Source organism: Streptomyces sp. NPDC038200 (assembly GCF_055600785.1).
Genome location: NZ_JBVJYH010000015.1, coordinates 136,925 through 158,135 on the forward strand (window position 1 = coordinate 136,925; position 21,211 = coordinate 158,135).

The following is a 21,211-nucleotide window of genomic DNA, read 5'->3' on the forward strand; positions in this document are numbered from 1 at the left end:
GCCCGCCCCCCTCGCCACTCGTAAGGGAGCCCCGCCCCATGGCCCGCTCGCTCGACGGACTCATCCTCGCCCCCGTGGCGGACCAAGCCCCAGGTCAGGTGGGCACCCGCACCCGGTTCACGTACCACGAGAAGGACGGCGAGATCTGGGCCGAGTACGCGGGCGGCGACGTCGTGCGCGGCCATCTGGTCGGCAGCCGCGAGGGAGACCGGCTGGACTTCCGCTACGTCCAGCTGAAGACCGACGGGACGACCTCCTCGGGGCACTGCGTGTCCGCGGTCGTGGAGCTGCCGGACGGGCGGGTGCGGCTGGAGGAGACCTGGGAGTGGGAGTCGCAGGCCGGCTCCGGCACGAGCGTTGTGGAAGAGGTCACGGAGCACGCCCCCTGACTGACGGATCGTCAATTGTCTATGGTGATCGGGTGAGCGAGCAGACAGCGGAAGAGGGCACGTCACAGAAGCGGCGCGTGGTCGTCGTCGGCGCGGGCATGGCCGGGGTGCAGACCGCGGTCGCCCTGCGGGAACAGGGGTTCCGGGGGCCCGTGACCGTCATCGGCGCCGAGCCGCACCAGCCGTACGACCGACCTCCGCTGTCGAAGGCGGTGCTGCTCGGCAAGGCCGAGGACTCCGCCTTCGACGTGGACTTCGAGTCCCTCGGGGTCGAGCTGCGGCTCGGCTGCGAGGTGCGGGGGGTGCGCCCGGCCGAGCACGAGCTGGACACCGAGACGGGACTCGTGCCCTACGACGTCCTGGTCCTCGCCACCGGCGCCGAACCGATCACGCTGCCCGGCACCGAGGGCGTGCCGGGAGTGCATCTGCTGCGCACCCTGGACGACGCCGAACGGCTGCGGCCCGTCCTCGCCCGGCAGCACGACATCGTGGTCGTGGGCGCGGGCTGGATCGGCGCCGAGTTCGCCACCGCCGCCCGCGAGGCGGGCTGCGCGGTGACCGTCGTGGAGGCCGCCGAGCACCCGCTCGCCGGGGCCCTGCCCGCCGAGGTCGCCGCGCCCATGGCCGCGTGGTACGCCGACAGCGGCACGGAACTGCGCACCCACGCGCGCGTGGAGCGCGTCGAGCCCGGCGAGGTGGTCCTCGCCGACGGCACCCGGCTGCCCGCGGGCGCCGTCGTCGTCGGCATCGGCGCCCGTCCCGCCACCGCCTGGCTGGCGGGCTCCGGCATCGAGCTGGGCACGCGCGGCGAGGTCCTCACCGACGACCGGCTGCGCACCTCCGCGCCGGACGTGTACGCCGTCGGCGACTGCGCCTCCTTCCCCTCGGCCCGCTACGGCGCACGGCTCCTCGTCCACCACTGGGACAACGCCCTCCAGGGCCCGCGCACGGTGGCCGCGAACATCCTCGGCGAGACCCCGGCGGTCTACGACCCCGTGCCGTACTTCTGGTCCGAGCAGTTCGGCCGGTTCGTGCAGTACGCCGGCCACCACGCCGCGGCCGACCGGCTGGTGTGGCGCGGCGACCCGGCGGGCCCGTCCTGGACGGTGTGCTGGCTGCGCGAGGACCGGCTGGTGGCCCTGCTGGCGGTGGGCCGCCCCCGCGACCTGGCCCAGGGCCGGCGCCTGATCGAGGCGGGCCGCACCATGGACGCCGAGGCTCTGGCGGACCCGGCCCGCCCCCTGAAGGACGCCACCTCCGGCTAGTACGTTCTCCCAGGTGGGGGTGGTCGACTTCCGACTGTCGGTGGCAGATGGCAGGCTAGATTCCGTGACCGAGATTGACGCAAAGATCGATGCTCTCGTCCCTGCCTGGCTCACCCTCCCCGACATCGCCGAACAGCTCGGCGTCGAGGTGACACGCGTCCGGCAGCTGGTCAAGGAGGGCCAGCTGATCGCCGTACGCCGAGGTGAGAACAAGGCACTGCACGTCCCCGCCGCCTTCATCGACGGGGACAAGGTCGTCAAGGGCTTGTCCGGGACCTTGACGCTCCTGCGGGACGACGGCTTCACGGACGAAGAGATGATCGAGTGGCTCTTCACCCCCGACCCGACCCTGCCCGGCACACCCGCGCAGGCCCTGAGCGAGAATCGCGGCACGGAGGTGAAGCGCCGCGCCCAGGCGCTCGCCGTCTGACCCGGCCCGCAGCAGCAGTGGCGTGCGGGCCGGACGCCCGCACGCCACCGCCCGGAATCACCGCCGGACACCGACCACGGGGGGACCCACGCATGTCCGACACCGCCCGCGCCGCGCTCGCCGACGCCCGCCTGTACCTCTGCACGGACGCCCGCAGGAGCCAGGGCGACCTGCCCGCCTTCCTGGACGCGGTCCTGGCCGGCGGTGTCGACATCGTGCAGCTGCGGGACAAGGGCATGGAGGCCGCCGAGGAACTGGCGCACCTGGAGGTCTTCGCCGACGCCTGCGCCCGGCACGGCAAGCTGCTCGCGGTCAACGACCGCGCCGACGTCGCCCACGCCGCCCGCGCCGACGTGCTGCACCTCGGCCAGGGCGACCTGCCGGTTCCCGCGGCCCGCGCGATCCTGGGCGACCAGGTGCTGATCGGCCGCTCCACGCACGCCGAGGCCGAGGCCGCCGCAGCCGCCGTCCAGGAGGGTGTGGACTACTTCTGCACCGGCCCCTGCTGGCCCACCCCCACCAAGCCCGGCCGCCACGCCCCCGGCCTGGACCTCGTCCGGTACACGGCGGGCCTCGGCACCGACCGCCCCTGGTTCGCGATCGGCGGCATCGACCTCGGCAACCTGGACCAGGTGCTGGACGCGGGGGCCCGGCGGGTGGTCGTGGTCCGCGCGATCACCGAGGCGGACGACCCGGGCGCGGCGGCGGCGGAGTTCGCGAAGCGGCTGCGACAGGGCTAGCCTGTCCCAAGGGGTGGACAGGAAACCGGCAATTCGGGCAAATTACCGGGGTTCGGTTGGGGGACCGCCCACCCCTGGCTAACCTGCCGGTATGGCCCTCGGAACCGCATCGACCAGGACTGATCGCGCACGCACCGTGCGCGACATCCTCGCCACCGGCAAGACGACGTACTCGTTCGAGTTCTCTGCGCCGAAGACCCCCAAGGGCGAGCGGAACCTGTGGAGCGCGCTCCGGCGGGTCGAGGCGGTCGCCCCCGACTTCGTCTCCGTGACCTACGGCGCCGGCGGCTCCACCCGCGCGGGCACGGTCAAGGAGACCCAGCAGATCGTCGCCGACACCACGCTGACCCCGGTCGCCCACCTCACCGCGGTCGACCACTCCATCGCCGAACTGCGCAACATCATCGGCCAGTACGCGGACGCCGGCATCCGCAACATGCTCGCCGTGCGGGGCGACCCGCCCGGCGACCCGATGGGCGAGTGGGTGCCGCACCCCCGGGGCCTGGCCTACGCGGCCGAACTCGTCCGGCTCATCAAGGAATCGGGCGACTTCTGCGTCGGCGTGGCCGCGTTCCCGGAGATGCACCCGCGCTCCTCGGACTGGGACACCGACGTCGCCCACTTCGTGGACAAGTGCCGTGCGGGCGCCGACTACGCCATCACACAGATGTTCTTCCAGCCGGAGTCGTATCTGCGGCTGCGCGACCGTGTGGCGGCCGCGGGCTGTGACACCCCGGTGATCCCGGAGGTCCTGCCGGTCACCAGCGTGAAGATGCTGGAACGGTTGCCGAAGCTCAGCAACGCCCAGTTCCCGGACGTCCTGAAAGAGCGGATCCTCGCAGCGAAGGACGATCCGGCGGCGGTACGCTCCATCGGTATCGACTTCGCCACGGAGTTCTGCGCACGGCTGCTGGCCGAGGGAGTGCCCGGACTGCACTTCATCACGCTCAACAACTCCACGGCGACCCTGGAAATCTACGAGAACCTGGGCCTGCACCACCCCCCGCAGGCCTAGACCGGCCGCAGCGCGATACGACACACTGCGTAGCGGCCACTGGGAGAGGGGCGTACATGGGCTGGACGGTCCTCTACATCGCGTTCGGCGGCGTCGCGCTGTGGTTGCTCGGCGAGGTACTGCTGCAGTACAAGGCGCGGCTGCGCTGGCGGCTTCTCGCCTTCGCGGGCTTCCTCGGCGTCGTCGTCGGCGTGCTGATGCCGTCCGTCATCGTGATCGGGCTGGGTGCGATCGCCTTCGCACTCGGCCAGACCTACGTCACGCTGTCGTTCCGCCGCGGCTTCGCGGCCGGCTGGGCGGTCAAGCGGCCCGACGGCGAGGCCGGCGGTGCCGGCAGGCGGCGCCGCGGCAGGGCGGAGCGGCACGAGCCGGGCGCCCCGGACGCCGACCCCGGGTCTGCCGGGACCGCCGACGACCGGGACCCCGGACACGACGCCTACGGCCGGGCACACGCGGCCTACGACGACGACTACGACCGCGACGACGTCTTCACCCCCGCCGCCTCCCGCGCGGCGGCCGAGCCCACCGCCGCCGAGACCACGGCCGTCTACGAGCCGCAGCCCCTCCCCGACGACACCGGCAACTACGGCGTCTACGGCGACACCGCGCACACCGCCCGCCCGGCCGACGACGACCAGCAGAGCTACGCCTACGACCACTCCGGCTACGCCCAGCAGGGCTACGGCTACGACAACGCGGGCCAGCAGGGCTACGCCAACTACTCCGACCCGTACATCGGCAGCCAGTCCTACGGCTCCTACGAGCAGGGGTACGGCCAGCAGTACGGTCAGCAGCAGGGCTACGCCCAGGACCCGTACGCCCCCGGCGGATACGGCGAGACCCCGGCCGGCGGCGTGTGGGTGCCGCAGCAGCGCACCGACGAGGCGTACGGCGGTGAACTCCCGCAGGAGCAGCCGTACCCGCACCAGCCGGGCGGGCAGCAGCCGCAGCCCGGGGCGGGGTACGACGAGCAGTACCGCTTCTGAGCCCACCGAGCCCCCGGGCCCGGCCCGCTCGCAAGCGGCACCGCCTCCGCGCCCGGTCCGCTCACTGCGAGCCGCGGAACTCCGGCCCCTCCACGATCAGCCCGGCCACCAGCGCGCCCGACATGCCGGCGTGCGCGAGGCCGCCGCCCGGATGGGACCAGCCGCCGACCCGGTACAGACCGGGCAGCCGCGTGGTGTTCGCCGGGTGCAGGAAGCGTCCCCGGCCGGCCGCGAGCGCGGGAGCGGGCACGGCACCGCGGGGCGCGCCCGTCTCGTCCTCGGTGGCGCGGGGGGCCCGCACCTCGTGCCACAGCAGGCGCTCGCGCAGTCCGGGTGCCGCGCGCTCGGCGGCTTCGAGGAGGAAGTCCGTGTACCGCCGGACCGTGCCCTCGTCCTCCCAGGCGGCCTCGGTGGACACCGTGGCGGACAGCACCATGGACTCGTGCGCGCCGTCGGGCCGCAGCGCGGGGTCGTCGGGGCGCAGCACGGTCACCGTGGGACAGGGGGGCTCGTCGCCGCCCGGCGAGGCCAGGAAGTCCCACTCCGACTCGGGGGCGGCCGGATGGACGACCGTGCGGTGCGCGGCTCCCGGCTCCCGTCCGCCGCGCAGGGCGAGCAGCAGGGTGAACCGCGCGGGCGGGGTGGCGCTCGGGTCGGCCCGTACGTCGCCCTCGTCGTCCGGCGGACGCCGGGTCAGGTCCCGCAGCCGGGCCGGGTGCACGTCCGCCACGACGTGGTCCGCCTCGGCGACGCCGCCGTCGGCCAGCTCCACCCCCGCGGCCCGGCCGTCCTTCTCCACGATCCCGGTCACCTCGGCGCCGAAGACGAACTCCACCCGCCGCTTCAGGCACCGCTCGTACACCGCGCGCGCCAGCTCCCGGATGCCGCCGCGCACGTACCAGGTGCCGAAGGCGTGCTCCATGTACGGCAGCACGGCGGCACTCGCCGGAGCGGTCCAGGGGTCGAGGCCGTACGCGAGCGCGTGGCTCATCAGCAGGGCACCCAGGCGCTCGTCGCGCAGCTCCCAGGAGGCGATCTCGGCCAGGGTCCGGGCCCGGCGTGTGCGCAGCAGCCGCTTGTGCGGCACCGCCGGATACGGCTCCTTGCCGGCCAGCACCTGCCAGTCGGGCCACAACGGCTCCTCCAGCAGCGGCCGGCGGGTGCGGTCCCAGGCCTCGCGGGCCCGCACCAGGAAGTCCCCCCAGCGCTCGCCCGCCCCCGCGCCCAGCGCCTCGTCCAGGGCCGCGACGACACCCGCGCGGGAGGCGTTCGGCAGGGACACCTCGCTGCCGTCCGCGAAGACGTGCCGTGCCGAGGGGTCGACCTGGACCAGCTCGACGCAGTCCTCCAGCGGCTCCTTGCCGGTCTTGACGAACAGATCGCGGTAGACGGCGGGCAGGGTGAGCAGCCCGGGGCCCGTGTCGAAGCGGAACCCGTCCCGCTCGAACCGGCGCACCGCACCGCCGTACGTCTCCGTACGCTCGTACACCACCACCCGGTGGCCCGCGACGGCCAGCCGGGCGGCAGCCGCCATCGCGCCCGTCCCGGCGCCGATCACCGCAATCCGTGCCATGACCGCGACTTTATCGACCGCCACCGACGACCGGGCCGCCGGGCGGTCCGGGCGCGGGTCAGGGGGCCCGGGAGGCCAGGCGCCGCTCCTCCCGCCGCTGGGCCCGGCGGCGCAGGAAGCGGCGGATGCGCGAGACCAGGAACAGCAGGGTCAGCAGTCCGGCGGCCAGCAGGACGGCCGCGACGATCGCCGCCGCCTCCGGATGGAACATCGCGAACGTGACGACGCCCCCGACCCCGAGATCCTCGGCGAGGCTCAGCACGATGTTGCTGAACGGCTCGGGCGAGGTGTTGACCGCCATCCGTGTGCCGGTCTTGACGGTGTGGCTGGCCAGCGCCGTCGAACCGCCGATCAGGCCGGCCGCCGCATCGGAGAGCGAGCCGCTCTGCCCGGCGAGCAGCGCCCCCACCCAGGCACCGGCGAGCGGACGGACCACCGTGTGCGCGGAGTCCCACAGCGAGTCCACGTACGGGATCTTGTCGGCGACGGCCTCGCAGAGGAACAGCACGCCCGCGACGATCAGCACCTCGGGGCGCTGCAACGTCTGCGGAACGTCGTCGCTCACCCCCGTCGCGCCGAACAGGCCGAGGAGCAGCACCACCGCGTAGGCGTTGATGCCGCTGGCCCAGCCGCTGGTGAAGACGAGAGGGAGTACCGACACGGACGCGATCGTAACCAGGCCGCGGACGGGAGTCGTGGGCACGCGCGCGGACGGCTGAGTACACGTACTCAGACGGCCAGATGAGTACCTGCGCGGATGGGGCGGCGGGCGCCCGAACGAGAGAGTGGAGGCACGGCAGGGGGCGTGGCCCGGCACCGCCGACACGGGGCGGCGGAACGGTGCACGCCCGCCGGCCGCTCCTTCCGCCGATCCGTCGGCGGAAGCGAGACAGGGGGGCCTCGGGGAAGACCACCACGGGGGTCCGCACGGGGGAACCCGTACGGGGGAGTACGGGGGAACACGGGGGAGGAAGTACGGGGGAACGGGGGAACACGGGGGAACGGAAGGCGCCGGTCCGGGACGGACCGGCGCCTTCCTCGTGCGCCCGCGGGGTCCCCGGGGCGCTCAGACCTTGCCGCTGACCCGCCCCTGGAGCAGCCGCGACAGGGCCGCGTGGACGTCGTCCAGGGAGCGCTCCGGCTGGAAGGACTTCCAGTCCAGCGCCGCCACCAGCACCATGCCGACCAGCGCCGCCGCCGTCAGCTGGACGTCGATCTCGTCGCTGAACTCCCCGGCCGCCACGCCTTCGCGCAGCACCCCCTCCACCACCGCGACGGCCTCCTGCCGCACCACCATCAAGGTGGACTGCCAGGCCCGGTTGGTGCGCCACAGTTCGGCGACGTAGAGCTGGGTGAAGGCCGGGTAGCGGTCGATGAAGACCAGGCCCGCGCGGATCATCGCGTCCAGCGCGTCCACCTTGCCGCCGCCCGCGCGTGCCGTCCCCTCGGCCGCCTCCTTCAGGGAGGCGGTGAGCAGGCCCACGCCGTGCCTCAGCAGCTCCTCGAAGAGAACGGACTTGCTCGCGAAGTTGTAGTAGACCGTGCCCTTCGCGACCCCGGCCCGCTCGGCGATCTCGTCCACCGTGGTCGCGGAGAAGCCCTGCTCGGCGATGAGCGTGACGGCCGCCTCGTAGAGCTTCTGCCGGGTGGCCTCGCGGCGCGTGCTGCCGCCGGACCTGGCGCTGCTGCTTTCCATGGCCCCGATTCTCACAGGTACGCGCGCGTGCGAGCGCTTCCCGGGGATCACAGGCTCAGCTCCGGATGCAGCCGGTCCAGCGTCCACACCTGGCGGCGGCGGGCCGCGAGGGCGGTCAGCGCCAGGGCGCCCGCGGTGAACGCGGCGAGCACACCGCACGCCTGCCACACCGGGCCCAGCCCGCCGCCCGTGATCAGCCGGCGCAGCGCCTCCACGATGTAGCTCATCGGCAGGAACGGGTGCAGGGCGTTGAAGAAGCCGGGGCTGGTCTGCACGGGATAGGTGCCGCCCGCCGAGGTCAGCTGGAGCATCAGCAGCGCCAGCACCAGGATCCGGCCGGCCGCGCCGAAGCGGGCGTTCAGCCACTGCACGATCGCCGCGAAGCATGCCGTGACCAGGAAGAGGAAACCGATCGTGCCGGCCGCCCGCAGCATCTGCAGACCGATCGCCCAGTGCAGCACGGCCATCAGGGCGGCCACCTGGAGCACGCCCACGGCGACCACCGGCAGCCAGCCGGCGAGCGCGATCCGCCAGGCGGACGAGCCGGCCGCCAGGGCACGCCGGTTGAGCGGCGGGATCAGCATGTAGGCCACCATCGCGCCGACCCACAGGGACAGCGGGATGAAGTAGGGGGCGAAGCCCGTGCCGTAGTTCGGCGCCTTGTGCAGGTCGTGGGAGGCGAGCTGGACCGGGTCGGCCATCACGCCGGTGCGCCGGTCGCGGTCCTGCTTGTCGTAGTCCGGGATCTTCTTGGCGCCGGAGTGCAGCCCGCCGGCCAGCTTCCCGGAGCCGTCGGACAGCTTGTACAGGCCGCCGTGCAGGGTCTCGGCGCCCGACTTGGCGGTGCCGATGCCCTTGTCCAGCGCGACCGCGCCGGTGCGGGCGGTGCCGAGCCCGGTGTGCAGTTTCTCGGCTCCGGCGGCGACCTTCTGCGCACCGGTGTTCAGCTTGTCGATCTTCTTGACGGCGTCGTCGACGTCCTCGGACAGGTGCGGCGCGCGCTCGGCGAGGGCGTCGGCCTGCTTCCGGAGCGTGCCGAGGTTGGCCCGCATCGTCTTCAGGTCGCCGTCCTGGTCCGCGATCAGCGTGTTGAGGTCGTCGGCGACGGTGGCGACCTCGGCGGCGGCGGTCCTGGCCCGTTTCAGGTCGGGGCACACCGGATCGGGGAGGGCCGCGGGCTCGCAGCGCTTCTCGTACACCTCGTCCAGGACGGCGGAGGACGCGTGCGCGGTCCTGGCGGCGCCCGGTGCGAGCTTCACCAGCACGTCCAGGTTGTCCTTGACCGCCTTGGCCGAGTCGGAGACCAGCCTGGCGGTGTCCCCGATGGTCTTCTCGTTGTTCTTGATGAACGGTCCCGCGTCGGCGTAGATGCCGTCGACCTTGTCGGCGAGGGCCTGGGTGCCGTCGGCGACCTGCCGCGATCCCTTCTGCAGGTCGCCGGCGCCGCTGTCGAGCTTCTTCAGGCCCTTGGCCAGCTTGCCGCTGCCGCCCTTGGCTTCCCTCAGGCCGTCGGCGAGGTCCTTGGAGCCCTTCTCGGCCTTGCCGAGGCCGCTGTTCAGCTTGTCGGCCCCCTGGGCCGCCGTGACCGTCTTGTCGTGGATGTCGGAGAAGGACACGAAGATCTTGTCGAGAAAGGTCCGGGACGCCTTCGTGGACGCGGCCGAGCGCACCTCGTTGAAGACGGTGCGGGAGATCTGGCCGACGATGTAGTTGTTCGCGTCGTTGGTGCGCACCCGCAGGGCGCCGGTCTCCGGGGAACCGCCCGAACTGGACGCGATCCGGCTGCTGAAGTCGCCGGGCATGGTCAGCGACAGGTAGTACGTGCCGTCCTCGACGCCCCTGCGGGCCTCCTCGTCGCTGACCTCGTGCCACTCGAAGGTCCGGCTGTCGCGCAGCCCGTCGACGATGTCGTCACCGGCGGTGATCTTCTTCCCGCCGGCCGTGGCGCCCTTGTCGTCGTTCACCAGGGCCACCGGGATGCGGTCCAGGCGGCCGTACGGGTCCCAGAAGGACCACAGGTACAGGGCGCCGTACAGCAGGGGCAGCACCAGCAGCGCCACCAGGGCGGCGCGCGGCAGACTCCCGCGCCCGAAGCGCCTCAGCTCAAGCGCGGCCAGCCTCGGTGAGCGCATCGGCCTCCTCCTTCGGGTCGCTCGGATCGTCGCTCTCGGTGTCGCTCGGGCCGGTTCTGTCGTCGTCCGCGTCGTCCGCGTCGTCCTGGGCGGTCGGGCCGCCCGCGTGCCCCGGGGCGCTCGCGTCGCCCGGCTCCGTCGTGTCGTCGCCGCGGTGCGTGGTGACGGCGACGCAGTCCTCGGGTGCGGTGCGGCACACCGCCACGACCGTCGTCCCCGCGCGCGTGAGGGACCGCAACAGGTCCCAGACCTCGGCCCGCTCGGTGTCCGAGAGCTTCATGTCGACGTCGTCGACGCCGATCAGCCGGGGGCCGCCCAGCAGGGCCAGCGCGAGGGACAGGCGCAGTTCCTGGGGCCGCTCCAGGTCGCGTACGGCCGTCCGGGAGCCCTTCGGGAGGGTCTCCGGGTCGAGACCGGCCGCGGCCAGCGCCGCGTCGACGCGCAGCCGCGCCTCGTGGACGCGCCGTGTCCGGGGGTGCAGCAGTTCGCGCAGGGAGTCGCCGAAGCGGCGCTGGAGCAGGGCCCGCTCGCGCAGGTGCTCCCCGACGGTCAGGGCCGGCTCCAGGTCGGTCACACCGCTCACGTTGGCCACCGCGCTGACGCGGCGCAGGGCCGCCATGTGCCGGGGAAGTGTGAAACCGCCGACGGTGGCAACTCCCTTGGTGGGCCTCATCCGTCCGGTGAGCGCGAGCAGCAGGCACGTGCGACCGGAGCCGGAGGGGCCCTCGACGGCGATCAGAGAGCCGGGCTCCGCGTCGACGGTGACGCCTCGGAAGGCCCACCCCCGTGGTCCCTTGAGCCCGAGGCCCTCGGCCTTGACGCCCGCGCCGACCGCGCGGGCAGTGCCGTCCGTGCCGTCCACAAGCCCGACCCCCTGTCCACCGTATTTGAACTGACTGGTCAGTGCAAAAATACGCCCGAACCCACGCTCGAAGCAAAAGCCCAGGTCAGAACGGATTGTCAGTGGCATACCTCACGATGGGCACATACGGCATTCGTGCCGTGACCCAGACGACAGGAGGTTCGTCATGGCCCACTCGTCCGCAGCCGCCCCCCACCGGCGCCGCGCCACCGGCCCTGCCCCCTCACTGACCGGCCCGGCGAGCGACGTGCACCCCGTGCTCCGCCGGGCCACGGCCCCGCCCGCCGCCCTCGACCTGCTCGCCCAGGCCCGCGCCGGACTGGAGGAGGCCGCGGTCCTGGAGACACCGAACGAGCGCTATGCGACGGCCCACCTCGCCGCCCTGCGCACCGCCGCCGCCGTCCTCGCCGCGCGGGGCCGGCCCGAGACCTCCCCGCGCCGCCGGGCCCGGATCCGCAGTGCCTGGGACGTACTGCCCGAGATCGCCCCGGAGCTGTCCGAGTGGAGCGCGCTGTTCGCCTCCGGCGCCGCGCGCCGCGCCCGCGCCGAGGCGGGCATCCAGGGGGCGGCCGGGCGGCGCGACGCCGACGACCTCGTACGCGACGCGGCGATGTTCCTCCGCATCGTCGAGCGGATGCTGGTCCTCCAGCCGGCCCTGCCCCAGCCCCGCCAGGACACCGACGGACCGGACGGCCCGGCGCCGCGGACACCGGGACCCCGCGGTCGGCTCCCGGACGCGGGCTGACCCCGGCGTCGTCCCCGCCGAGACGCACCGGCCGGTACACCGGCGCGATGACCTGGTACGGCGTGGGAGGCAATAGGGTGGGGTCGCCTGAAGCCCTCCAGCCCTGCCGAGGAGTCAACTGCCGTGTCGGACCCGTCGCGCCCCCGCGCCTCTCTCCGTACCGCCGTGGTCTGGGAGGTCCTGCAGGACGCCCTCGACCGCCGGGTCAAGGCCACGGGCCGGGAATCGCTGGACGTCCTCGACACCGGAGGCGGCAGCGGCAACTTCGCGGTGCCCGTCGCCCGCCTCGGCCACCGCGTCACCGTGGTCGACCCCAGCCCCAACGCGCTGTTCGCGCTGGAGCGCCGCGCCGCCGAGGCCGGCGTCGCCGACCGGGTCCGGGGCGTCCAGGGCGACGCCCACGGCCTGTTCGACGTGGTCGAGCGCGACGGCTACGACGTCGTCCTGTGCCACGGCGTCCTGGAGTACGTGGACGACCCGGCCGAGGGCGTGCGCAACGCGGTCGCCGCGCTGCGCTCCGAGGGCGTCCTCAGCCTGCTCGCCGCCGGCCTCGGCGGGGCCGTGCTCGCCCGCGCCCTCGCCGGCCACTTCACCGAGGCCCGCCAGGCCCTCCAGGACCCCGACGGCCGTTGGGGCAGCGGTGACCCGATGCCCCGCCGGTTCACCGCCGAGCAGCTCACCGCGCTGGTCGAGGGCGCCGGCCTGCGGGTCGGCGCGGTGCACGGCGTGCGCGTCTTCGCCGACCTCGTCCCCGGCGTCCTGGTGGACACCGAGCCCGGCGCCCTCGACGCGCTGCTCAAGCTGGAGGCCGCCGCGGCCGAGTTGTCCGCGTTCCACTCCGTCGCCACCCAGCTTCATGTGCTCGGTGAGACGGCGGGTGCCGCAGAGGGCTGAGCGCACCGCGGGACAAGCCGCTGATCAGCGCCTTGGCCGCAGATGGAGTACGCCACAAGCCCCCCGATCGAGGGGTTTGCGCCGTATGATCGAGGTACACCGCCCGGCATGACGGGTCGGCCGCCGGGGAATGGAAGCCTCAGCGAGCCGGATGGTCATGACGGACTCCGGTTGGCCAATTGGCGTAGAGGGGCGGGTTTCACGGGGGCGATTCCCTGCCTATCCTGAAGGGACCCCCCGGGTCGCCCCGGCGACTGCACGATGAGGAGGACTCCGTGCCGCTCTCGGAGCACGAGCAGCGCATGCTCGAGCAGATGGAGCGAGCGCTGTACGCCGAAGATCCGAAGTTCGCGTCAGCGCTTGAGGGAAACGGGCTGCGGACGTACACCCGGCGGCGGGTCTACCAGGCGGCCGCGGGCTTCCTCGTCGGTATCGCGCTCCTCATGGCCGGAATGGTCGCGCAGCTGATCTGGGTCAGCGTGGTGGGTTTCCTCGTCATGCTGGGGTGCGCCGTGCTAGCCGTCACCGGCTGGCGCAAGGCCCCGAAGCCGGGCGAGCATCCTCCGGGTGCCGCCCGCCGTCAGGTACGGCCGAGGCGTTCCGTGATGGACCGGATCGAGCAGCGCTGGCAGCGTCGGCGGGACGAACAGGGCCACTGAGCCCATCGGTCCGCGGACCGGCGCCGGGACCACCTCGGACATCGCCCGGACCTCCTCAGACATCGTCGGCATCCTCTCGGACCTGACGCGGAGGGGCGGCCACCATCAGGTGGCCGCCCCTCCGCGTCGTTCCGGCTCCGCGTCCTGCCGATCCGGTTCCGCGTCCCGCCGGCTCCGTCAGCCCCGCTGCCCGGACGGCCGCCGGAGCGTCGGCCGGGCCGCCGCGACCCGGGCCCGTACCGCCGCCCAGCGGGCCGACAGCGCCCACAGCACCCGGACCGACGAGCGGGGCAGGAACCGCGCCCGCAGCCGCGTCCCGGTGTTCACCGTGGCCCGCAGCGCATCGATCACCCGGCGCACGTCCTGCGCCGCTCCCGTCGCCGGGCGCGGCGCGGGCGCGTACAGCACCTGCTCCACCGCGTCCGCCACCCGGTGCACGGCGGCCCCCGCCGCCGGATCCAGCTGCCCGAGCCGCACGATCCGGTCGGCGGCCCTGCGCGGGGTCAGCGACTCGTCCGGCGCGATGCCGTGGTCCCAGGCGCTGTCCGTCAGCTCCTGCCAGACGGCCAGGGTGTGCGCCGCCGCGCCCCCCGTGTCACGGGCGTGCCCGCCCAGCCGGCGTCCGCGCAGCTTCTCCCGCCACAGCAGCGGCGACAGCGGAACGGCCACGACCAGCAGCGCGCCCAGTCCGGTCAGCACCCACCACCACGGGTCCGTACCGTCGTCCTCGTGGTGCGGGACCGCCGCCGCGGAGGGGCTGCCGCAGGCGTCCAGCCTGCGCAGTCCGCCGTCGCAGCTCTCGCTCGGCGAGGCCGCGGCCGAGGGCGCCGAGGACGCCCCCTTGGACGGCAGCGCCTCGTCCGGCAGCGAGGTGCCGGGCGTGTCCGACTGGGTGTACGACGGCGTGGTGCCACGGGTGGGGGTCGGCTCGAAGCGGGTCCAGCCCACGCCCTCGAAGTACAGCTCGGGCCAGGCGTGCGCGTCCTTCTGGTTCACCGCCACCGTGCCGTCGGCCTGCGGGGTGCCGGGCGCGAAGCCCACCGCGACCCGGGCCGGGATGCCCAGCGTGCGGGCCATCGCCGCCATCGCGAAGGAGAAGTGGACGCAGAAGCCCTCCTTCTTCTTCAGGAACTTCGCTATGGCGTCGGGACCGCGGCCCACCTTCACCGAGGTGTCGTACTGGAAGCCCCCGGTGACGGCGAAGTAGTCCTGGAGCTTGACGGCCTCGTCGTAGTGACTGCTCGCGCCCGCGGTGATCTCCCGGGCGGTGCGGCCCACCACCTTCGGCAGCGCGGCCGGCACCTTGGTGTACTGCCTCTTCAGAGCAGCCGGCGGCTCCGCCGCGGAGGCCAGCTGGGCCGCGGTCGGCCGCACGTCCAGGCTGGTCACCCGGTAGGTCTCACCCCGCGTGGTCTGTCCGTGATCGCCGACGAGGGTCATCCCGACGGGCTCGTACCGCCACCGGCCGTCGACCTTCACCGCGCTCGGCGGATAGGGCATCGGCAGCCAGTTCTGGGCGTACGTGTCCGCCGCCGTGACGGTCGTCCGCACCTCGCCGCGCCGGGTGTCCGCGCTCAGCCCGATGGGCGTGGGCAGCTTGCCCGGCAGGCCGACGACGGGCCGCTGGGCCGGCGACCAGGTGGTGCCGTCGAAGTCGTCCAGGGAGACGATCCGCAGATACAGGTCGGAGATGTCGTTGCTGCTGGTCCGCAGGGACAGCACCTGTCGGTCGTCGTTCGTGTTGAGGTTGTCCCGCAGCGACACCAGCGGGTTGACCGCCGAGATCGTGCCCCCGTGACCGTTGCCCGCCCCCACGCCGGTGCCGGTGCCGTCCAGCAGACCGCCGTCTGTCCCGGGCAGGGCGAGCGGCACCACCAGGGCCACGCCGAGCGCGACCGCGCCGATCCGGCGTCCGGTGCGCACCGGCGCCAGGCCCCCCGGATCCGGGGCGCCGGGCGTGCGGGGCGCGCCCCCGAAGACCCGGCCCCACTGGGCGAGCCGCTCCCGGCTCTCCGCGAGCAGCAGCATCAGATAGCCGGCCGCCGCCACGAGGAACCACAGCCAGTCGGCGCCGCCGCCGGACAGCCCCGCGGCCACCGAGTACAGCGCGAGCAGGGGCAGCCCGGCCGGGGCCGCGCTGCGCAAGGTCACCGCGAGGACGTCCACCAGCAGTCCGATCACCAGCGCGCCGCCGATCAGCATCAGCTTGATGCCGTCGGTGACCGGCGCCGGTATCGCGTACTGGCTGACGTCGTCCGCGCCCTGCCGGAACAGCTCGGCGAAGGCGCGGAAGGTGTCCGGGCCGGGGATCAGCCCGGCGATCGCGTGCCGCCGGGCGAACACCAGGGTGAGCAGCATCAGGGTGACCAGGGCCTGTGCCCCCACGGTCAGCGCCCGGCCCAGCGGCACCCGCCGGGCCGCCGCGCCCACCCCGGTCTGTATCGCCAGCAGCGGCACCAGCTGCAGCAGCCAGGTCGGCTCGGCGACCAGCGGCAGCAGTGCGCAGGAGGCCATCAGGGTGGCCGCCGCCGCGCACAGCGCCAGTCGTGCCCGCCCGCTCATCCCCGTGCCTCCCCGCTCAGGGCGGTCAGGCCGGAGCGTTCCCGGTCCGCCTGCCGCCACAGTTCGTCCAGCGACGCGCCGCGCGGCACGCTCAGCGCCGTCCAGCCCGCCTCGCGCAGCAGGTGCAGCCGCTGCGCGTGCCGGTCGCCGGGCCGGGGCACGTCGGTCGCCTCCCGCACCCAGGTGTCGGGGTCCAGCACGAAGGCGACGGCGCCGCCGCTGCGCCGGCCCATCTTGGCGACCGTCGTGGCCTGCTCCTCGTCCAGGTCGCCGAGGAAGGCGACCAGCAGTCCCTCGTTGCCGCCGCGCAGCGTCTCGTAGGCCCGGGACAGGCCGGTGCCGTCGGAGTGGTCGATCACCGCGAGGGTGTCCATCATCAGCCCGGCCGCGTCCGCCGTCTCCTGGCCGGTGCCCGAGAACCCGTCGCCGCCCTCGCCGGGCGCCGCGCTGCCGCTGTCGGTCAGCAGGCGTATCGAGAAGCCGCGTTCCAGCATGTGCACCAGGACCGAGGCGGCGCCGGAGACGGCCCACTCGAAGGCCGAGTCCGGACCCGCGCCCTCGTAGGCGCCGCCGCGGGTGTCCAGGAGCACGGTGCACCGGGAGCGCCGGGGCTGCTCCTCGCGGCGCACCATCAGTTCGCCGTAGCGCGCGGTGGACCGCCAGTGCACCCGGCGCAGATCGTCGCCGTAGCGGTAGCCGCGCGGGATCACGTCGTCCTCGCCGGCCAGGGCCAGCGAGCGCTGCCGTCCGTCGCCGTACCCCTTGGCCTCGCCGCCGAAGCGGACCGGGGCCAGCGGCACCACGCGCGGCACGACCGTCAGGGTGTCGTACGTGGCGAAGGAGCGGGTCAGTTCGCACATGCCGAAGGGGTCGGTGAGCCGCAGCTGGAGCGGGCCCAGCGGATAGCGGCCCCGCAGGTCCGAGCGGACCCGGTAGGACACCTCGCGGCGGCCGCCCGGTTCCACCCGGTCCAGCACGAACCGGGGCCGCGGCCCGAGGACGTAGGGCACCCGGTCCTGGAGCATCAGCAGACCGGTGGGCAGCCGGGAGACGTTGTCCATGCGCAGGTGGACCCGGGCCTCGCTGCCGGCCGGTACGCGCGCGGGGGACAGGCGGCGGCTCGCGGCCACCCGGTAGCGCGTGCGGTACAGCACGGTCGCGCAGATCAGGGGCAGCGCGGCGAGCAGCAGACCGACCCGCAGCAGATCGTTCTGGCCCAGCACGAACGCGCAGACCGCGGCGGCCGTCCCGGCCGCGAGGAAGGAGCGGCCGCGGGTGGTGAGACCCGACAGCGCCGTACGGACCCCGCCCGCCTCCCCGCGGTCGGTCTCCGCCGGTCCCGGCCCCCCGGGGCTCATCACAGACTCCGCGGAGGCTGCTGCGGATAGGCCGGGATGGTGCGGCCGAGGCCGTGGAAGCCGCTGTGCTGGCCCGGGGCCGCGGGCACCGACGTGTGCTGGAGGATCTCCAGCACCATCTGTTCGGCCGTGCGGCGGTTGAGCTGTGCCTGGGCGGTGGGCAGCAGGCGGTGGGCGAGGACGGCGACGGCCAGCGCCTGGACGTCGTCCGGCAGCGCGTACTCCCGGCCGGCGAGGGCCGCGGAGGCCTTCGCCGCGCGCAGCAGGTGCAGCGTCGCGCGCGGGGAGGCGCCGAGTCTGAGGTCGGGGTGGGTGCGGGTGGCGGCGACCAGTTCGACCGCGTAGCGCCGGACCGGCTCGGAGACGTGCACCCCGCGCACCGCCTCGACCAGCTTCACGATCTCGTGCGCGTGCGCCACCGGCTGGAGGTCCTCCAGCGGGCTGACCCCGCCGTGGACGTCGAGCATCCGCAGCTCTGCCTCGACGCTCGGGTAGCCGACGGAGACGCGGGCCATGAAGCGGTCGCGCTGGGCCTCGGGCAGCGGATAGGTGCCCTCCATCTCGACCGGGTTCTGCGTGGCCACCACCATGAAGGGACTGGGCAGTTCGTAGGTCCGCCCGTCGATGGTGACCTGCCGTTCCTCCAGGGACTCCAGCAGCGCCGACTGGGTCTTGGGCGAGGCGCGGTTGATCTCGTCGCCGATCACGATCTGCGCGAAGATGGCGCCGGGCTTGAACTCGAACTCCCGGCGCTGCTGGTCCCAGATGGACACACCCGTGATGTCCGAGGGCAGCAGGTCCGGCGTGAACTGGATGCGCCGCACCGAGCAGTCGATGGACCGCGCCAGCGCCTTGGCGAGCATCGTCTTGCCCACTCCGGGGACGTCCTCGATCAGCAGGTGGCCCTCGGCGAGCAGCACGGTCAGCGCGAGGCGCACGACCTCGGGCTTGCCCTCGATCACGCTCTCGATCGAACGGCGCACCCGCTCCACCGTGGCGGTCAGATCATCCCCCACCCTCGCATACGCCCGGTCGGGGACGCCCCCATGGCTCGCTGGATCGTCATAGGTCGACACCCGGCCCTCCTCGGCCCGTACATTCCGGGCCGACGCTCTCGCTGCGAAACCGGCCCACCCCGAAACACGGACACCACGCGGGAAAGGTTCCGCGTGATGCCGCACCCCGCATTCTTGCTGCCGTTACCGATTCGTGTCACTCGCCTGTGGACAACTGCCCTCAGGATGTCGGTCTTACGACTTTTTCGACCGCGCTTTCGATACGGACGGCGGGACACGTTCCGGGGCGGACGGCCGGTTCGTGGATCAGGCCGGGTCGACCTCGCGCAGCAGACCGGTGCGCACGTCGAAGACGAAGCCGCGGACGTCGTCGGTGTGCAGCAGGAAGGGCGAGGTGCGCACCCGCTGCATGGACTGGCGCACGTCCTGGTCCACGTCCCGGAAGGACTCCACCGCCCACGCCGGACGCTGCCCGACCTCCAGCTCCAGCTCGTTCCGGAAGTCCTCCGTGAGGGACTCCAGGCCGCAGCCGGTGTGGTGGATGAGCACGACGCTGCGCGTGCCCAGCTTGCGCTGGCTGATGGTCAGGGACCGGATGACGTCGTCGGTGACCACACCGCCCGCGTTGCGGATGGTGTGACAGTCGCCGAGGTGCAGGCCGAGGGCCTTGTGCAGGTCGAGGCGGGCGTCCATGCACGCGACCACGGCGACGTGCAGAACGGGACGGGCGTCCATGCCGGGGTCCGTGAAGGCCTCGGCATAGTGCCCGTTGGCCTCGACGAGACGATCGGTCACAGAGCCGCCGGTCGTTATGGCGTCTTCGGATCCAGTGGGTACCGCTGCAGAAGTCGTCATACCGACGACGTTACTGGTCACGCAACGTCCCGGCCTGCTGTGAGAGGGGACAAAGAACGTCATCGCGGCTTGTTGTGAGCTAACCCACAGGGTGGGCAAAGCGCTGCCGGACGGATGAATGCGTTCGAATTACCGCCCCGCTCCTCGCGGGGTACGCGACGCGCAGGCCGGTTGATTGACCGCGAGACAGGGTGGACTAAAGTGGCGCGAAGCGGGAGGCGCGGCTCTCCCTGCTGGTGAAACCCCCGGAGACCCCGGCATGCGCCCGGACCGTCTCCCCACGTGCGCGGCGCGTACGTACGGCTCGGCCTCCTTCCGCTCCCGGTCGGCTGACGCTTCCGGCGCCGGCAGGCCACCCCTACACGAGCTGGCGGGGACCCGCGGCGGTGCGTATCCCACGCCGGATCCTGAGAGGCCCCTTTGAGCCAGAGTCGACACGTCCCGGTGATGCTCCAGCGGTGCCTGGACCTGCTGGCGCCCGCCCTGCAGCAGCCGGGAGCGGTGGTCGTCGACTGCACCCTGGGCCTCGGCGGGCACAGCGAGGCGCTGCTGACCCGGTTCCCCGACGCGCGGCTGATCGGCCTCGACCGGGACAAGGAGGCGCTGCGCCTGTCCGGCGAGCGGCTGGCGCCGTTCGGGGACCGCGCCACCCTCGTGCACGCCGTGTACGACGAGCTGCCCGACGTCCTGCGCCGGCTCCGCATCGCGCGCGTGCAGGGCGTGCTGTTCGACCTCGGGGTCTCCTCCATGCAGCTCGACGAGGCCGACCGCGGCTTCGCCTACGCCCAGGACGCGCCCCTGGACATGCGCATGGACCAGACGACCGGCATCAGCGCGGCCGAGGTCCTCAACACCTACCCGGCCGGCGAACTGGTCCGCATCCTGCGCGCGTACGGCGAGGAGAAGCAGGCCAAGCGGATCGTCGCCGCGATCGTCCGGGAGCGCGAGAAGGAGCCGTTCGACAACAGCGCGCGGCTCGTGGAACTCATCCGCGACGCCCTGCCGCAGGCCGCCAAGCGCACCGGCGGCAACCCGGCCAAGCGCACCTTCCAGGCGCTGCGCATCGAGGTCAACGGTGAGCTGTCCGTCCTGGAGCGGGCGATCCCGGCCGCGGTGAAGGCCCTGGACGTCGGCGGGCGCGTCGCCGTGCTGTCGTACCACTCGCTCGAAGACCGGCTGGTCAAGCAGGTGTTCGCGGCCGGAGCCACCTCCACCGCACCGCCCGGACTGCCCGTCGTGCCCGAGCGCTACCAGCCGCGGCTCAAGCTGCTCACCCGCGGTGCCGAACTTCCCACCGAGGAAGAGATCGCCGAGAACCGCCGCGCCGCTCCGGCCAGACTGCGGGGTGCCGAGCGCATCAGGGAGGACGTCGAGTGAGCGAGACGGGTCGGAAGGTTTCGCCCGCGCACCGGGGGAGCGGCATCCCCCACGCACCGGGGGAGCAGTGAGCAGGAAACCCGCGCTGAAGGGAAGGGCCGCCCGACTCGCGCGGATCTTCCCGGCCGGCCGCGCCCGAGCCGCCCGCACCCCGTTCGTCCTGCTCGTCGTCGTGCTTCTCGGCGGCGGCCTCATCGGGCTGCTGGTGCTGAACTCCGCGCTCAGCGAAGGCTCCTTCCAACTCGCCGACCTGCAGAAGCGGACGAAGAACCTCACCGACGAGGAGCAGGCCCTGCAACGGGACATCGACGCCTACTCGTCCCCCGACGCCCTCCAGCGCCGCGCCCGCGAACTCGGCATGGTCCCCGGCGGCGACCCCGCCTTCCTCGACCCCGACGGCACCGTCAAGGGCGTCCCCAGCGCCGCCCCCGAAGCCGCGACCCTCTCCGGCCCGCTCGCCCCCGAGCCCCTGGTCCCGGCCGTCGGACTCTCCGCCGCCCCCACCCCCACGGCGCCCCCCACCGCCCCGGCGCCCCCCGCGGTGGCGCCGTCCGCCGCGCCGGCCCAGACCCAGGCGGCCCCCGGGGCCTCCGTCCCGGCAGCCGCGCCGCCCGCCGCCCCCCAGTCCCTTTCCACCCCGACCCCCGGCAGGTGACG

The 21,211-nt window shown here is 73.5% G+C and carries 20 protein-coding genes; 11 read left to right on the forward strand and 9 right to left on the reverse strand.

Features of this window, described 5'->3' with window-relative positions:
- Nucleotides 1-38: 38 nt before the first annotated feature.
- The 6 genes from ACZ7KF_RS27685 to ACZ7KF_RS27710 all read left to right on the forward strand — a co-directional run bounded on the left by ACZ7KF_RS27685 (nt 39) and on the right by ACZ7KF_RS27710 (nt 4,825).
- On the forward strand, nt 39-389 hold the full coding sequence (locus ACZ7KF_RS27685) for an avidin-fold protein (RefSeq protein WP_471080452.1): 351 nt from the start codon (nt 39-41) through the stop codon (nt 387-389).
- 32 nt (nt 390-421) lie between these two features.
- On the forward strand, nt 422-1,654 hold the full coding sequence (locus ACZ7KF_RS27690; protein ID WP_471080455.1) for an NAD(P)/FAD-dependent oxidoreductase: 1,233 nt from the start codon (nt 422-424) through the stop codon (nt 1,652-1,654).
- 64 nt (nt 1,655-1,718) lie between these two features.
- Complete coding sequence (locus tag ACZ7KF_RS27695) at nt 1,719-2,084, forward strand: Rv2175c family DNA-binding protein (RefSeq protein ID WP_471080458.1); 366 nt, start codon at nt 1,719-1,721, stop codon at nt 2,082-2,084.
- Between the two features lie 92 nt (nt 2,085-2,176).
- A complete protein-coding gene (gene thiE, locus ACZ7KF_RS27700; RefSeq protein ID WP_471080461.1) occupies nt 2,177-2,824 on the forward strand; it encodes a thiamine phosphate synthase in 648 nt (215 codons plus the stop codon).
- A gap of 91 nt (nt 2,825-2,915) precedes the next feature.
- Nucleotides 2,916-3,839 carry a methylenetetrahydrofolate reductase [NAD(P)H] gene (metF, locus tag ACZ7KF_RS27705; protein ID WP_471080463.1) on the forward strand — a complete coding sequence of 308 codons (924 nt, stop codon included), beginning with the start codon at nt 2,916-2,918 and terminating at the stop codon, nt 3,837-3,839.
- 56 nt (nt 3,840-3,895) lie between these two features.
- Entirely contained in the window at nt 3,896-4,825 is a 930-nt protein-coding gene (locus ACZ7KF_RS27710) for an SCO2102 family sporulation regulator (RefSeq protein ID WP_471080466.1), read from the forward strand.
- Between the two features lie 61 nt (nt 4,826-4,886).
- Here ACZ7KF_RS27710 and ACZ7KF_RS27715 read toward each other — a convergent pair whose 3' ends face one another.
- The 5 genes from ACZ7KF_RS27715 to ACZ7KF_RS27735 form a co-directional block, all read right to left on the reverse strand.
- Nucleotides 4,887-6,398, reverse strand: coding sequence for a phytoene desaturase family protein (locus tag ACZ7KF_RS27715; RefSeq protein ID WP_471080469.1), 1,512 nt, complete (start codon nt 6,396-6,398; stop codon nt 4,887-4,889).
- 58 nt (nt 6,399-6,456) lie between these two features.
- A complete protein-coding gene (locus ACZ7KF_RS27720; protein WP_471080472.1) occupies nt 6,457-7,059 on the reverse strand; it encodes a DUF4126 domain-containing protein in 603 nt (200 codons plus the stop codon).
- Between the two features lie 405 nt (nt 7,060-7,464).
- Entirely contained in the window at nt 7,465-8,094 is a 630-nt protein-coding gene (locus ACZ7KF_RS27725; RefSeq protein ID WP_471080475.1) for a TetR/AcrR family transcriptional regulator, read from the reverse strand.
- A 47-nt stretch (nt 8,095-8,141) separates the two neighbouring features.
- Nucleotides 8,142-10,226, reverse strand: a complete 2,085-nt coding sequence (locus ACZ7KF_RS27730; RefSeq protein WP_471080478.1) for a YhgE/Pip family protein — start codon at nt 10,224-10,226, stop codon at nt 8,142-8,144.
- Nucleotides 10,198-11,088: an ATP-binding cassette domain-containing protein gene (locus ACZ7KF_RS27735; protein WP_471080481.1), complete on the reverse strand. Its 891-nt coding sequence runs from the start codon at nt 11,086-11,088 to the stop codon at nt 10,198-10,200. The genes ACZ7KF_RS27730 and ACZ7KF_RS27735 overlap by 29 nt, the downstream gene beginning before the upstream one ends.
- A 166-nt stretch (nt 11,089-11,254) precedes the next feature.
- On the opposite strand from ACZ7KF_RS27735, the gene ACZ7KF_RS27740 reads away from it, so the two are divergent.
- From ACZ7KF_RS27740 to ACZ7KF_RS27750, 3 genes are all read left to right on the forward strand, one after another.
- Entirely contained in the window at nt 11,255-11,833 is a 579-nt protein-coding gene (locus tag ACZ7KF_RS27740; protein ID WP_471080484.1) for an SAV_6107 family HEPN domain-containing protein, read from the forward strand.
- A 123-nt stretch (nt 11,834-11,956) separates the two neighbouring features.
- A complete protein-coding gene (locus ACZ7KF_RS27745) occupies nt 11,957-12,727 on the forward strand; it encodes a methyltransferase (RefSeq protein WP_471080487.1) in 771 nt (256 codons plus the stop codon).
- A gap of 275 nt (nt 12,728-13,002) precedes the next feature.
- Complete coding sequence (locus ACZ7KF_RS27750; RefSeq protein WP_471080489.1) at nt 13,003-13,386, forward strand: DUF3040 domain-containing protein; 384 nt, start codon at nt 13,003-13,005, stop codon at nt 13,384-13,386.
- A 177-nt stretch (nt 13,387-13,563) separates the two neighbouring features.
- Here the strand turns inward: ACZ7KF_RS27750 and ACZ7KF_RS27755 are convergent, their stop codons facing one another.
- The 4 genes from ACZ7KF_RS27755 to ACZ7KF_RS27770 form a co-directional block, all read right to left on the reverse strand.
- Nucleotides 13,564-15,948 carry a transglutaminase TgpA family protein gene (locus tag ACZ7KF_RS27755; RefSeq protein WP_471080492.1) on the reverse strand — a complete coding sequence of 795 codons (2,385 nt, stop codon included), beginning with the start codon at nt 15,946-15,948 and terminating at the stop codon, nt 13,564-13,566.
- A complete protein-coding gene (locus tag ACZ7KF_RS27760) occupies nt 15,945-17,306 on the reverse strand; it encodes a DUF58 domain-containing protein (RefSeq protein ID WP_471080495.1) in 1,362 nt (453 codons plus the stop codon). Before ACZ7KF_RS27760 ends, ACZ7KF_RS27755 begins: the two co-directional genes overlap by 4 nt.
- Nucleotides 17,306-18,382 carry an AAA family ATPase gene (locus ACZ7KF_RS27765; protein ID WP_471080498.1) on the reverse strand — a complete coding sequence of 359 codons (1,077 nt, stop codon included), beginning with the start codon at nt 18,380-18,382 and terminating at the stop codon, nt 17,306-17,308. Before ACZ7KF_RS27765 ends, ACZ7KF_RS27760 begins: the two co-directional genes overlap by 1 nt.
- A 246-nt stretch (nt 18,383-18,628) precedes the next feature.
- The gene (locus tag ACZ7KF_RS27770; protein ID WP_471080501.1) at nt 18,629-19,240 is read right to left on the reverse strand and encodes a beta-class carbonic anhydrase; all 612 of its coding nucleotides are present in this window, start codon (nt 19,238-19,240) and stop codon (nt 18,629-18,631) included.
- A gap of 357 nt (nt 19,241-19,597) precedes the next feature.
- Here ACZ7KF_RS27770 and rsmH point away from each other — a divergent pair, with 357 nt between their 5' ends.
- Nucleotides 19,598-20,554: a 16S rRNA (cytosine(1402)-N(4))-methyltransferase RsmH gene (rsmH, locus tag ACZ7KF_RS27775; RefSeq protein ID WP_471080504.1), complete on the forward strand. Its 957-nt coding sequence runs from the start codon at nt 19,598-19,600 to the stop codon at nt 20,552-20,554.
- A gap of 67 nt (nt 20,555-20,621) precedes the next feature.
- On the forward strand, nt 20,622-21,209 hold the full coding sequence (gene ftsL / locus ACZ7KF_RS27780) for a cell division protein FtsL (RefSeq protein WP_471080507.1): 588 nt from the start codon (nt 20,622-20,624) through the stop codon (nt 21,207-21,209).
- Nucleotides 21,210-21,211: the final 2 nt, after the last annotated feature.